Origin of the sequence: Noviherbaspirillum aerium (assembly GCF_008929045.1) — a bacterium.
Lineage (GTDB): Bacteria > Pseudomonadota > Gammaproteobacteria > Burkholderiales > Burkholderiaceae_D > Noviherbaspirillum > Noviherbaspirillum aerium.
The window spans coordinates 26,914-39,773 of record NZ_VFAH01000013.1; the positions used below are offsets into that span (position 1 = coordinate 26,914).

Below are 12,860 nucleotides of genomic sequence, written 5' to 3' on the forward strand. Positions count from 1 at the left end.
CTGCCGAAGCATGACTGAAATCAGGAAAACACATTCGCAAGATGATGTGCGCTTCCGCGAGACAGGACTGCTGAAGGGCTATTTCTGCCGCTGCAGTAGATGCATGGGCGAAAACAAGTCCTGCATTGCCTTGTTGCCGATAAAGGATAGGTTGTAAGGATGCTCCGAAACCGCACGGGGAAATTTCGCCGTCACGTCAAGCGCTCCTAGCTGCTCAGCGATTTTCCCCCAGAGCACAAGCGTAGGCGCCGGCAAATCCTTGCTCACGAAATGGGCGACCAAGGCATTCAACACAACTTCCAGAAATGGCCTCCATGCCTTCGCATCGCGGACGGGAGGAACATCAGGACGAAATACCAGGCTTGCATTCAACAGCAGGAATCCGTGCCGAGTCAGATTGCCTTGAAGCTCGGTAAGAGTCTGGATAAAGGACGAACCAACCGCGCGCGCCTTTGCCGATACGCTGGCAATAGCCTCGCCCGATGTATTCTCCAGATCCAGCATGCCGTCGGCAACCAGCAGCATCTTCATGAAGTTTCTCAGCGAGGTGGCCCGATTGACCTGCTTGGACAAGCCTTTCTCCGACCAAAGCGACTCCACTGCCCCATCCATGAAACACACTCCCGTCGCACTTTCCTCGCGCGGATAGGGCCCCTCACCAACCAGCACATACCGCACTTCGTCAATCGGCTTGGCAAACGCGGCAAAAATCCGGCCTTGCGTCGGGAGGTAGCTGCTCTCGGCGAGGGAAGGAAGATAAGCCGGATCAGCGGCAGCGACGGCGTTCAATCCGCTGATTAGGATCGGCTTCCACGAAGGATGGGCAAGCTCCAAGGCTTGGTTCAGAGATACAGGCAGGGATGAAGGCATATGCAGGAATGGCCAAGGTTGAAACACAAACGTCTCCCATGGCGGAAATGCCCGACAAGGCGGCGGCACTGGCCGCCGCCCGAAAAGCCTACTTGCTGATCAGGGGCACGACATTATCCATACCGGGAGCGCCGAATAGCTGCTCTTTCAACAGATGCAACTGATCCCGGATTTTAGCCGCCTTTTCGAACTCCAGATTTTTGGCATGATCCACCATGAGTTTTTCGAGCCGCTTGATTTCCTTGCTCACCTGCTTTTCGCTCATTGACTCATACTTTGCCTGCTCCTGCGCAACCAGCAATTCGCCCCGCGCTTCTTGCGGGCTATAGACTCCGTCGATCAGGTCTCGAATTTCCTTCTTCACGCCGGCAGGAATAATGTTGTTTGCGGTATTGAACGCAATCTGCTTGGTGCGGCGGCGATCGGTTTCATCGATGGCGCGCCTCATGGAATCGGTAATCCTGTCGCCATACAGGATGGCCATGCCATTCAAGTTACGCGCGGCGCGGCCGATGGTCTGGATCAGGCTTCGCTCCGAACGCAGGAAGCCTTCCTTGTCCGCATCGAGAATGGCGACCAGGGATACCTCGGGAATATCCAAACCTTCGCGCAGCAGGTTGATGCCAACCAGGACATCAAAGGTGCCAAGGCGCAGATCGCGAATGATCTCAACGCGCTCCACCGTGTCAATATCACTATGCAGGTAGCGGACCTTGACGCCATTGTCGCCCAGGAATTCCGTCAGCTGCTCGGCCATGCGCTTGGTCAGGGTAGTCACCAGCACGCGCTCGTTTTTCTTGATCCGATCCGAAATTTCGGACATCAGGTCATCGACCTGGCTGCTCGCCGGGCGGACGGCAATCTGCGGATCAACCAGTCCTGTTGGTCGTACCACCTGCTCGACGACCTGGCCGGAATGCTGACCTTCATACTCTGCCGGCGTCGCCGATACGAAAATCGTCTGACGCATTTTTCCCTCGAATTCCTGAAACTTGAGCGGACGATTGTCGAGCGCCGACGGCAGGCGAAATCCATAGTCGACCAGATTGGTCTTGCGTGCGCGGTCGCCGTTGTACATACCGTTCAACTGCCCGAGAAGCACGTGGGATTCGTCGAGAAACATTACGGCGTCCTGGGGCAGATAATCGACCAGGGTTGGCGGCGGTTCGCCCGGCTTCGCGCCGCTCAAATGACGCGAATAATTTTCGATGCCCTTCGTGAAGCCGATTTCCTGCATCATTTCCAGGTCGAAGCGGGTACGCTGCTCAAGCCGCTGCTCTTCGATAAGCTTGTTCTCCTTGCGGAAGAACTCGAGGCGTTCACGGAGCTCTTCCTTGATGCTTTCGATCGCGCGCAAGACAGTGGAGCGCGGCGTCACGTAATGTGATCCGGGATAGATGGTAAAGCGGGGTATTTTCTGCCGTACGCGCCCAGTGAGCGGGTCAAACAATTGCAGGCTGTCGATCTCGTCGTCAAAGGTTTCAATACGCAGAGCCAGTTCGGCATGCTCAGCCGGGAAGACATCGATCGTATCGCCCCGCACGCGGAAAGTGCCGCGGCCAAAATCAACTTCATTGCGCGTATATTGCATCTGGATCAGGCGCGCGATCACATCGCGCTGGCTGACCTTGTCCTTGGCGCGCAAGGTCAGGATCATCTTGTGGTATTCATTCGGATTACCGATACCGTAGATGGCGGACACGGTCGCCACGATCACGACATCACGGCGTTCCATCAGCGATTTCGTACACGACAACCGCATCTGCTCGATATGCTCGTTGATTGAGGAATCCTTCTCGATGAACAAGTCCCGTTGCGGAACATAGGCTTCCGGCTGATAGTAGTCGTAGTAGCTGACGAAATACTCGACGGCATTCTGCGGAAAGAATTCGCGGAATTCGCTGTATAGCTGTGCGGCCAGGGTCTTGTTGGGCGCGAAGATGATCGCCGGCCGTCCCAGCCGGGCAATCACGTTTGCCATGGTGTAGGTTTTTCCCGAACCGGTTACGCCGAGCAGGGTCTGAAACGACAGGCCGTCCTCAATGCCCTCGACCAGCTTATCGATTGCTACCGGCTGATCTCCGGCAGGCGGAAATGGCTGAAATAGCCTGTAAGGAGAATCCGGGAAAGTGACGATTTTCGATTCGTCGATCGGGCTTGAAACCTGGGATAAATCTGCCATCTCAATTCGACCTTTGGTAGAATAATAAGTTGCACCTTGCTTCGAGGCCTATGCCCGAACTGACTACAACCCGGCCGCATCATGCTTCCTTCTGCGGCCAATTTTTCATGTTATCACGATGAGCCAAACCCAATCCGCCTCTCTGTTCAGCGCTATCGAAATGGCGCCGCGCGACCCCATTCTCGGCATTACCGAAGCTTTCAATGCTGACAAAAATCCGAACAAAGTGAATCTTGGAGTCGGCGTTTATTACGATGACAACGGCAAGGTTCCCCTGCTCGATTGCGTTCGCAAGGCGGAAACCCAACTGATGGAAAAGCCCGCGCCGCGCAGTTATCTGCCGATCGACGGTCTGGCTGTTTATGACAAAGCGGTGCAAGAGCTTGTATTTGGGGCCGATAGCGCGGTAGTTCAAGAAAAACGTGCAGTAACGGTTCAGGCACTGGGCGGCACGGGAGCGCTGAAGATTGGCGCCGATTTCCTGAAACGCTTTTCGCCTGACTCGCAGGTGTGGATCAGCGATCCGAGCTGGGAAAATCACCGTGCCCTGTTTGAAGCCGCCGGTTTCACTGTCAACAACTACCCCTACTATGATCCCGCAACCCGCGGCGTGAATTTCAGCGGCATGCTCAATGCATTGAAGGAAATGCCGGCGGGCTCCATCGTGCTTCTTCATGCCTGCTGCCATAATCCGACCGGCGCGGACTTGACAGAAGAGCAATGGACGGAAGTCATTAACGTCGTGACACAGCGCGGCCTTATTCCTTTCCTCGATATGGCATATCAGGGCTTTGGCGATGGCATCGAAGAAGATGGCAAGGTCGTGCGCCGGTTTGCAGAAGCCGGTGGTCCGCTGCTCGTTTCCAACTCGTTCTCCAAGTCGTTCTCGCTGTATGGCGAACGCGTCGGTGCCTTGAGCATTGCCGCAGTCAGCGCCGATGAAGCAAGCCGCGTCCTGTCGCAATTGAAGCGCGTGGTTCGCACCAACTATTCCAACCCGCCGCTTCACGGTGGCCAGGTGGTCGCTTCCGCCCTTTCCAATCCGGAATTGCGTCAGCTCTGGGAAGACGAACTTGCCGGCATGCGCGTACGTATCCGTGAAATGCGTCAGGCACTGGTCGACAAGCTCAAGAGCAAGGCTCCCGGCCATGATTTCGATTTCGTCATCAAGCAACGCGGCATGTTCTCCTATTCCGGACTCACCAAGGAACAAGTCGGCCGCCTGCGCGACGAATATTCAATCTACGCGGTCGATACCGGACGTATTTGCGTGGCCGCGCTTAACTCAAAGAATATCGATGCCGTGGTCGACGCGATCGCAAAGGTTCTCTAAGCACCGACCCAGCCGCGTAATCAGCGGGTAGACTCGCGCCGGATGAGATCATTCGGCCGCCAATGAAACCCGCTCAAATCTTTGACATCTGCGGAAAGATCGGCCTATAATAGCTGCTCTGTTCCCTGATAGCTCAGTCGGTAGAGCGACGGACTGTTAATCCGCAGGTCCCTGGTTCGAGTCCAGGTCGGGGAGCCAAAGAATTCGAAGGGCCACTTTTGTGGCCCTTTTTTTTCGACCCGCGTAAACACAGGGCCCTCTCTTTTGCCGTATGCCTTATGAGCAAATTCGAAGTGTGGATATCTGCCCTTCATATCTTGGCTCATCTATCCGTCGCGACGCCTGCGGATTCTTACCCTATCCAATTTTAAGTCCCAACAAAAAGATTCCAAGTGGCAATCTTGTTTGCGCAATATCAATTGCCATCGAGAATCGTCTGCCACATTGAAATCATTGCAAACAGGAAAATATGGATCTTTACCATATTTCATGCCACTCACTGTTACAGACGGAAAGTTTTTCATGTCTGGTAAACCTACGCTAGCTTTCGTCATGAGATGAAGCTCGACAGCAGTTGCAAACTGTACTGCGGTTACAACCAAATGTCTGCGTTTATTACCCCCAAACAATGGCATAGGGTATAGGAGGAGACATGGCAAGAACTTCTGCACAAGTGCTTTTCATCCGGAAAGCATCCGAACCAGTCGTGGAAAAGCTGGAGCTTGTATGTCAGGCACCTAACATGACAAGCTTGAAGGCCGCTATTGATAATGGAGCCAATTCCATAAAAATCGACTGCTCCCCCATTACTCCACGCACTCATTCAGGATTTTCACTCCTTCATGACGCCGCATTAAGAAAAGGGATCCGCTACGCTCATGAGCATGAAGCGAAGATCATATTTTCCTTCGCTCCATTAAAGTCGGACGCAACATCCTGGGCAAGATCGATATCCATCATCAGGGATGCATCAAGCCTGGGTATCGATGCCATTGCACTGTCCGACCCGGCATTGATGCTATACACAGCAGCACATTATCCGAAGCTCGCGATCCATTATTTGGTTCCGCCGTCGATAGTCGAGCCTGGCGCAATCAAACACATGCAACGAAGTATTCCCATCTCGCGCCTCATCTTGCCACCTGTGGTTTCCGTCGCTCAAATCAAGGAGATCACCACCGAATTGAAAATCGATGTGGAACTTGTCGGTTATGGCCGTGGCAGTGCCATCCTTGCTCCTCAATCCAAATTCTACAAGGCTGGGAACGCAGGGTATCGGCGACTGACGACCCAGGAAAGGCGTCATGACCTCACCACTTCATCCGCCACACATTGTGGTGCGATCGAACGTTGCGCTACCGCTGACGAGGCCACAAATGATTATATTTTTCAACACGCCTGCGCCGAGCAATGGAACGTGCTGCGTGTTCTTCCTCAGTTGACAGCCATTCATGTACGCGCGTTGAGGATCGAACTGCAGGATCATTCGCCTGCGAAAATTGCACGATTTACAAGGATATGGCGCACAGCCATTGATGAATGTTCACAGGATACTGAGCATTACAATGTGCGTCCGGCATGGCTGGTGGAGCTCAAGCAACTTGCATCACCAATCTGAGTTTTCATTAGTAAGCGCTGCAATGTTGATGGCCATGCCGACGGCAGCGAACTCGTTTCCATGGCTTGAGCTGCGTTGAGAAGCTTACTTCTTCTTTGCAAGACGCCGGTTGCGGATGGATATGGTCCTGGTTGCCACAAAAATCTCGCGCAAGAGGTAAACGAAACTGCCAATCAGCGCGAACATTCCCAGTACAAAACAAAACCCGATAAATCCCGCCAGACCGAGATTAAGCGCATCACCGATAAACAATGACGCTACCACAATGCAGACCAGCAGCCCGCAGGAAGTACTCAATGTAATCGCGCGGTTGATCAGGTGCGCCCTGCGGTAAAGATAGTCAAGCTCCACATAGGCATCGGTATGGTCTGCCGTCGTAGTGGCATTGATCCTGTCCTCAAGAATGCGTGAGCGATCGATAATGCGCGCCAGCCGATTGGTAAGCACTGAGAGCTTTGTGCCAACCCCGGTGAGCAGGAACACAGGTGCAATAGCGAGCTGAATGATATGGCTGATCTCGCCAAGTTGAATATCAAGGGTCATGGTATTGGTCAGATAGTAAGACGCGGCGTGCTTGCGTCATTCCACATATTGGCGTCATTGAGCGATCGCAAACCCGCTAGTACCTGGTGGAACCGGTGGAGAGCCGCGCTTACTATATAGCAATCGCAGAATTGTGCCTTCTCAACGTCACGTGATTTTAATCAGTCAATCGGATTTTTTCGCTGTCCGACGCTGACATATCCTAGACACCACTGTTCGAGGATATTGTTTTCATCAAATCATTTGAATCTGGTGCTCGATATGATCGATTTGAATGTTGAGAAAAGAGATCCCGATTTATCGTGCCATTCCCATGCAGAGGTGCCGGTCAATCCAATAGGCAAATCAGCTTCAGCACTTTTACGACCGAAACATGCCATTCGACATTATCGGTAGACTTCAAGAGCTGGCAAACACTTACCAGGCAATAGAGAAATTGTGATGACAACTTACTTGGAATCCAATCCGGGGCAATTACCGAATTTCATTACTACCCTTGCCCGCTTCCCCGCAAACAAAGTAGGTCCATCGCTATTGTCCATCATCGAATCAGCCATGGATGGCGTGATCGTCGTAGATGCACAGCGTCATATCGTTTTGGTGAATCAGAAAGCAGAACGTATTTTTGGCTATAGTGCAGACAGCCTAATGGACAAGTCTCTGGACATATTGCTGCCCCCAAGGCTTGGCAATGAACAGAAACGGCGAATCGAGCGCTTATCCACAGCGCGATTCAACGCCCGGCGCACCAAGGTGGAACTGAAAGGCATGCATGCCAACGGCGACCAGCTGGTGATGAATACCAGCATATCGCGCGTCGCGGTGCATGGAGAACTTTATCTTGCCCTTATTCTGCACAGCGCGACAGCCCGCAGGCCTTCGCATGAAATCAACCAGCGACCGGTCGGTCCGGCGGACTTGAGGAAATGGGCCGCATCGACCCAGCAAGCCACGGAGGTGGAAAAACGCCGCTTTTCGAAAAAACTCTATGACGATATCGGCCAGCGTCTCAGCGTCCTCAAACTTGACCTTGATTGGCTGGAAAACAGCCTTCCAGCCACGGATGACGGCCTGCCGGCACGAGTGGCCCAGATGCAGGGACTCCTGGATAACGTCATCACCATGACCAAGAGCATGGCGTCGGCTTTGCGCCCTCCTTTACTGGACGACTTTGGCCTGCTCGCAGCCGTGGAATGGATGGCGGAGAGTTTTCAGAAAAGAAGTGGAATAAGTTGCACCGTTGAAACTTCCGGGTGCATCCAGAAACTGGACGATGCTATTGAGTCTGCCATATTCCGCCTCATACAGGAAAGTCTATCGAATATAGAAAGACATTCGCACGCGGGAACGGCAAAAATTGCTTTTGCACATACAGATCATCAACTCAATGTTATGATTCAGGATGATGGAATTGGCATGGAACCCGGAACCGAACATAAACCGGATTGCTACGGTTTGATAGCGATGCAGGAACGCATCTTTGTGTTGGGAGGTACAATCACCATACGCAATGCCGAGCCACATGGGGTAATGATCGAAGCTTCAATACCTGTTGAACCTATTTTTCCCATAGAACAGACGTCTACACCGCCAACAAGCAGCCTATGATTCGAATCGTAATCGCCGACGACCATACTATTATGCGTGAAGGATTGAAGCGCATTCTCGATGGAGCTGACGACATTGAAGTGGTCGGTGAAGCCGTAGATGGTTTCGAAGCATTGGCGCATGTGCGCAAGGGCGGATTCGACCTGCTCATGCTGGACCTCTCCATGCCAGGCCGTAGCGGAGTGGAACTGATCCGGCAAATCAAAGATGAAGTGCCCAAGCTGCCCATCCTGATTTTGACCATGCATGAAGAGGAACAGTATGCGGTTCGCGCGATTCGCGCAGGTGCGCGCGGCTATCTGACAAAAGAAAGCGCTGGCACGCAACTGGTCAGTGCCATACGCAAAGTCGCATCCGGCCGACCGTATATCAGCCTCGAGGTGGCGGAACAGTTGGCAATGGACGTCATGCCCGCCAATGAAGACTTGCCGCATAAGCAGCTTTCAAATCGTGAATTTGAAGTATTTACCTTATTGGTAAGCGGCAAATCGATTACTGAAATTGCAGACTTCCTTCATTTGAGCGCAAAGACCGTCAGCACGCACAAGACCCGCATTCTTACCAAGATGAACATGAATTCCCTCGCCGAGATGGTTCAGTATGCAGTTCAGCACCGGCTTCTCGGACCTTTAAAAAATTGAAACAGGAGCAATCAGCTCCTGTTCGCATGCCCTCCTCCTGCTTTCCTTCCTAGTTTCTCCTTTCCAAAACGTTTTCGTTTTCATCCTGTTTTCCTTTTTGGTAGTCAGGATACGGCATTGCCTGTCTGCTGCTCCGCTTTAGGCCCTATCCACACTTGATTCGGGAGATGCGTTCGCACCATAACGCGCTGGCGATGGCACGTGGTAGCGTTGCTACGACGCGTCGTCGTGCCTGACACTGCAATGCCTACAGCGCCTTTGCATTTCCGAATGAGGTGGAAACAGGCCCGCAAACTAAAAGTAGCGAATTCCATGTCAACCTCTGGTGCCGCTCAGAAAATGTTACACACGTTTGTAGGCGCATTCCTACAAGTGGCATATCTTCCCTACACTTCAATTCAGCCCCTCCCGATAGCCAAAGCCCTGTTGCAGTTGCGATACTGGCTACCTCTTATTACCTCTTATGAAGTGCCACAAGCTGACAATGCACGACCGATGTTCTAGATCAAAACCCTTGAATGCAAGGACTGAACAAATCGGCGGCACTGGATCCTATGCGTGCCAGTCTGAACCCGCATGCATTAACTGAATTACCTGAATTAGGAGATGACTATGTTGTCAACTCAAGCATCTGATGTCCGCACCGACACACCAACTTCAGCAGTGCACTCATCTTCCGTCGAAGCGGGTTGGCAACGGCAGGGTAAATTGTGGTCGAATCTGAAAGAATTGTGCGACGTGCTTCGCATTCCATCAGCAGCGATCCATACGGACGAGGAACTGCTGTTCCAGCATGTACAGTTCAAGACCGGGCAGCGCATCCATACCATCGGACAGCCGTTCGACACGCTCTACATCGTGCATTCCGGGTTCCTGAAGACAGTGTTGATCGATGAGTTTGGCAACGAACAGGTATTGAGTTTTCCCATGAAGGGCGATCTCTTTGGCGTGGATGGCATCCATACAAAACGCTATGCTTCCGAAGCTGTTGCACTGTCCAACTGCGACTTGATTCTGTTGCCGTTCAAGAAACTGACTGCGCTTGGACGCGCGCATGTGGAATTCGAACATGCAATGTATAGCGTCATGAGCCGCGAACTGGTTCGTGAACAGGCGATGGTCAGCATGCTGGGAGCGCTCAGTGCGGAGGCGAGAGTGGCGCGCTTTCTTGTCAACCTTTCCGAGCGTTATGCGGACATGGGTTATTCCAGCAAGCTGTTCAATCTGCGCATGACACGTCATGAAATCGGCAGCTACCTCGGTCTGACTCTGGAAACTGTGAGCCGGACCCTCTCCGCGTTCAACGAAATCGGCCTGATTACCGTTGATCAGCGCTCGATTGGCATCAAGGATCTTGAAGCTTTGCGCACCTTGCGCCGTCTGCCGCCTTCGAGTTCGCGAGCGAAGCAGGTGGCCGCAAAAAAGTCCAAAGCCGCGACCAAACCGAATGATCAGCCTGATCCCGATTGGGGAACGCAGTTGGCTACCGCATGAGCGGATGAGAGAACTGAGCAATAAAAAAAAGCCCGTCAGATTGACGGGCTTTTTCTATTGATGTCCATGGATGGCATCGCATCACCTACGCAGTGCCAGATCTTCCCCTGATAAGATTGCGCACATGAAGTGCCAAGCCGCATGGAAGCATGCGGCCAGCAATTTCCCTGCCATTGCTACTTCTTTTTGCCACTACCAGCGGGTACCGGCTTCCGTTCCGCATTCGTGGTTGATGCGGTGACAACTGGCTCACTTGCAGCTACATCGCCGTTCAGACCGGTCTCGGTCGCTTCCGCGCTCCCGCTCTCCGCAGCCGACGCAATATCACTCACGGCACCAGCACTGGCAGCGACATATCGCGATGTTTCACGGTCACTAGACGCCCCTGTGTTGCCGAATGCGGAACTGACATTCGACAGATTTCGCTGAGCCAGAGAACTGGCTTCCTTGAATGCACCCTGCCATGCAGAGAACAGGCCGCTCAATGGATGGGATACGGTTTCGGATGCTGGCAACGCCATGGATACACTGTCCTGCCGGCTCAGACCGCCGGTTGTCTGGGCACGCAAATGCTCGACATAATCCTGCACGCCCTTGCCCAGTTCACTTTGCATTTCCACGACGATACGAACCAATTCGCGCTGATAGTTGACTGCCTGATCGGAGTTGCGCGATACCACGCCGGACTGCAAGGCGGCATTGAGCGATGCCGGATCTCTGGCCTGAGCAAAGGCCTCGGCAAAATTGAGTTGTTCATTCACAGCGTGATGCGCCGCACCTCGCAACACCCGATCGATCTTTTCCGCACTCGCAAAAATCGTGTCGAGGAACCGCCGGGACGCCTCGATTTGAGTTCGATACACATCCAAGAATGGATTTGCCATGTTTTGCATTTGTCGATCCTGATATAAGCAATGAGTAAGGGACTTTTACGGCCAGTGCTATTCTCTGCGGATTCAACTACCGGAAGCCTCGGCCTTGCAGGCCGCTTGAGCCATATCAATCCCGCTTTTCCGCAACTCACGCTCAGTACATGTGCTGTCCGCCATTGATGGCGATGTTCGCGCCCGTCAGAAAGCCGGCTTCCTCGGAGCACAGGTAGGCGACAAGGCCCGCGACTTCCTCAGGTTTGCCCAAGCGGCCGATGGGGATCTGCGGAAGTATCTTTTCCTCCAGGATGTCGGCTGGAATCTGCAAGACCATTTTGGTACTGAGATAGCCCGGGGAAACGGTATTGACAGTAATGCCCTTGCTGGCAACCTCCAGCGCCAGAGCCTTGGTGAAGCCATGCACGCCGGCCTTGGCAGCCGCATAGTTGGTCTGGCCAAAGGCGCCTTTCTGGGCATTGACGGATGCGATATTGATGATGCGGCCCCACTGGTTCTCCAGCATGCCGTGCATGACCAGCTTGCTCATATTGAAGACACTATCCAGGTTAGTCTTGCGGACGGCGACCCAATCCTCATGGGATAGTTTTCGGAGAGTTGCGTCCCGGGTGATGCCGGCATTGTTGACAAGAACATCGATTCGCCCGACATCCCTGAGGATTTGCATGACCCCCGCTTCGCAGGAGGACAATTCGGATACATCGATGCAGGCGGCGGCGAAATCATGGCCTTCGTTCTTGCGTTCGCTCAGCCATGCCTTGGCGTTGGTATTGGAGGGCGAATAGATTGCGACCACTTGAAAACCGGACCGGTCAAGCATTTTGCAGATCGCTTCGCCCAAGCCACCCATGCCGCCTGTGACAACTGCTACGCGTTTGGTATTCATGGCGTCTCCTCATCGTATAGGCTGTATCGATTAACGGTGCGGTCTGACCATACGCACCCGCTTCACGCTTGCTAACTGCTTGATACAGATCCGGCCCAATGTTTCAAACACGGACGAGGACCAGCAAGCACCGTAAAAGTGTGCAGACACATTGGATTGGGCACCCCATGTTTGGTTCGTGCCGATAATGCTGCTGTACATGCCCATGCGATTTGGTCGGTAATGCCCGTCCCAGTGGAGTGAGTTAAACATTTGCTGCGCAGTATCGGCGTGATACTCGTCCATTACTTGACTTCAGTCTCCCAGCAGTTCGGTCGCGATCGACTGCGTGTCTTTCAAAGTCTGCAATACGATATTGGATCGGATGTCCAGCACTCCATTTGACTTGTACAGTTTCTCGAGCACAAAGGCTGAAAAATGCTTGAGGCTGCGGGCCCTGACTCTAAGCAGGTAATTGGCTTCCCCCGTAATGATGTACGAACCAACCACCTCCGGCCACGCCTGCAGCGAGGCGGAAAAATTCTCATGCCAGTGTTCAACGTCGCGGCGCATTGTCACCTGCACGAAAGCATCCACTTCAAGGCCGAGCGCTACCGGATTCAGGATAGCGCTGTAACGGCTGATCATGCCGGCTTCTTCCAGCAATCGCACCCTGCGCAGACAGGACGAGGGCGATAGAAAGACTTTCTCCGCAAGCTCCAGATTGCTCATTCTGCCGTCCGTCTGCAGCAGGTTGAGCAGCTTGATATCGATGGTGTCAAGATTCATTCGAATGTTTCTCTGCATTAAACGGGAATA

The 12,860-nt window shown here is 53.2% G+C and carries 11 protein-coding genes and 1 tRNA gene; 6 read left to right on the forward strand and 6 right to left on the reverse strand.

The genetic code is table 11. The features are described 5' to 3' along the window. Positions 1-78: 78 nt before the first annotated feature. Together FH061_RS18135 and uvrB are read right to left on the reverse strand one after the other, a co-directional pair. Positions 79-870: a uracil-DNA glycosylase family protein gene (locus FH061_RS18135; RefSeq protein WP_151637362.1), complete on the reverse strand. Its 792-nt coding sequence runs from the start codon at positions 868-870 to the stop codon at positions 79-81. Positions 871-958: 88 nt separating this feature from the next. Continuing rightward, entirely contained in the window at positions 959-3,052 is a 2,094-nt protein-coding gene (gene uvrB, locus FH061_RS18140; protein WP_151637249.1) for an excinuclease ABC subunit UvrB, read from the reverse strand. Between the two features lie 118 nt (positions 3,053-3,170). Here uvrB and FH061_RS18145 point away from each other — a divergent pair, with 118 nt between their 5' ends. The 3 genes from FH061_RS18145 to FH061_RS18155 all read left to right on the forward strand — a co-directional run bounded on the left by FH061_RS18145 (position 3,171) and on the right by FH061_RS18155 (position 6,003). Then, positions 3,171-4,385 (forward strand): amino acid aminotransferase, encoded by a 1,215-nt coding sequence (locus FH061_RS18145; protein WP_151637250.1) that lies wholly within the window; start codon positions 3,171-3,173, stop codon positions 4,383-4,385. 122 nt (positions 4,386-4,507) lie between these two features. After that, a tRNA-Asn gene (locus FH061_RS18150) sits at positions 4,508-4,583 on the forward strand. Between the two features lie 454 nt (positions 4,584-5,037). Next, positions 5,038-6,003 carry a peptidase U32 family protein gene (locus tag FH061_RS18155; protein ID WP_151637251.1) on the forward strand — a complete coding sequence of 322 codons (966 nt, stop codon included), beginning with the start codon at positions 5,038-5,040 and terminating at the stop codon, positions 6,001-6,003. A gap of 84 nt (positions 6,004-6,087) precedes the next feature. Here FH061_RS18155 and FH061_RS18160 read toward each other — a convergent pair whose 3' ends face one another. Then, positions 6,088-6,546, reverse strand: coding sequence for a DUF2721 domain-containing protein (locus FH061_RS18160; RefSeq protein WP_151637252.1), 459 nt, complete (start codon positions 6,544-6,546; stop codon positions 6,088-6,090). 441 nt (positions 6,547-6,987) lie between these two features. Here FH061_RS18160 and FH061_RS18165 point away from each other — a divergent pair, with 441 nt between their 5' ends. From FH061_RS18165 to FH061_RS18175, 3 genes are all read left to right on the forward strand, one after another. Further along, the gene (locus tag FH061_RS18165; RefSeq protein WP_151637253.1) at positions 6,988-8,154 is read left to right on the forward strand and encodes a PAS domain-containing sensor histidine kinase; all 1,167 of its coding nucleotides are present in this window, start codon (positions 6,988-6,990) and stop codon (positions 8,152-8,154) included. After that, positions 8,151-8,795, forward strand: coding sequence for a response regulator (locus FH061_RS18170; protein WP_151637254.1), 645 nt, complete (start codon positions 8,151-8,153; stop codon positions 8,793-8,795). The genes FH061_RS18165 and FH061_RS18170 overlap by 4 nt, the downstream gene beginning before the upstream one ends. A 612-nt stretch (positions 8,796-9,407) precedes the next feature. Continuing rightward, complete coding sequence (locus tag FH061_RS18175) at positions 9,408-10,289, forward strand: Crp/Fnr family transcriptional regulator (protein WP_225984721.1); 882 nt, start codon at positions 9,408-9,410, stop codon at positions 10,287-10,289. 176 nt (positions 10,290-10,465) lie between these two features. Here FH061_RS18175 and FH061_RS18180 read toward each other — a convergent pair whose 3' ends face one another. From FH061_RS18180 to FH061_RS18190, 3 genes are all read right to left on the reverse strand, one after another. After that, entirely contained in the window at positions 10,466-11,182 is a 717-nt protein-coding gene (locus FH061_RS18180) for a phasin family protein (protein ID WP_151637255.1), read from the reverse strand. Positions 11,183-11,315: 133 nt separating this feature from the next. Beyond that, positions 11,316-12,062, reverse strand: coding sequence for an acetoacetyl-CoA reductase (gene phbB / locus FH061_RS18185; protein ID WP_151637256.1), 747 nt, complete (start codon positions 12,060-12,062; stop codon positions 11,316-11,318). A 294-nt stretch (positions 12,063-12,356) separates the two neighbouring features. After that, on the reverse strand, positions 12,357-12,830 hold the full coding sequence (locus FH061_RS18190; protein WP_151637257.1) for an Lrp/AsnC family transcriptional regulator: 474 nt from the start codon (positions 12,828-12,830) through the stop codon (positions 12,357-12,359). Positions 12,831-12,860 lie beyond the last annotated feature (30 nt).

What these genes read in the sequence shown, in the direction of transcription:
- FH061_RS18190 (WP_151637257.1), bottom strand. Translation starts at nt 12,830, where the DNA reads ATGAATCTTGACACCATCGATATCAAGCTGCTCAACCTGCTGCAGACG.
- FH061_RS18155 (WP_151637251.1), top strand. Translation starts at nt 5,038, where the DNA reads ATGGCAAGAACTTCTGCACAAGTGCTTTTCATCCGGAAAGCATCCGAA.
- FH061_RS18145 (WP_151637250.1), top strand. Translation starts at nt 3,171, where the DNA reads ATGAGCCAAACCCAATCCGCCTCTCTGTTCAGCGCTATCGAAATGGCG.
- FH061_RS18170 (WP_151637254.1), top strand. Translation starts at nt 8,151, where the DNA reads ATGATTCGAATCGTAATCGCCGACGACCATACTATTATGCGTGAAGGA.
- FH061_RS18160 (WP_151637252.1), bottom strand. Translation starts at nt 6,546, where the DNA reads ATGACCCTTGATATTCAACTTGGCGAGATCAGCCATATCATTCAGCTC.
- FH061_RS18135 (WP_151637362.1), bottom strand. Translation starts at nt 870, where the DNA reads ATGCCTTCATCCCTGCCTGTATCTCTGAACCAAGCCTTGGAGCTTGCC.
- phbB (WP_151637256.1), bottom strand. Translation starts at nt 12,062, where the DNA reads ATGAATACCAAACGCGTAGCAGTTGTCACAGGCGGCATGGGTGGCTTG.
- uvrB (WP_151637249.1), bottom strand. Translation starts at nt 3,052, where the DNA reads ATGGCAGATTTATCCCAGGTTTCAAGCCCGATCGACGAATCGAAAATC.
- FH061_RS18175 (WP_225984721.1), top strand. Translation starts at nt 9,408, where the DNA reads ATGTTGTCAACTCAAGCATCTGATGTCCGCACCGACACACCAACTTCA.
- FH061_RS18180 (WP_151637255.1), bottom strand. Translation starts at nt 11,182, where the DNA reads ATGCAAAACATGGCAAATCCATTCTTGGATGTGTATCGAACTCAAATC.
- FH061_RS18165 (WP_151637253.1), top strand. Translation starts at nt 6,988, where the DNA reads ATGACAACTTACTTGGAATCCAATCCGGGGCAATTACCGAATTTCATT.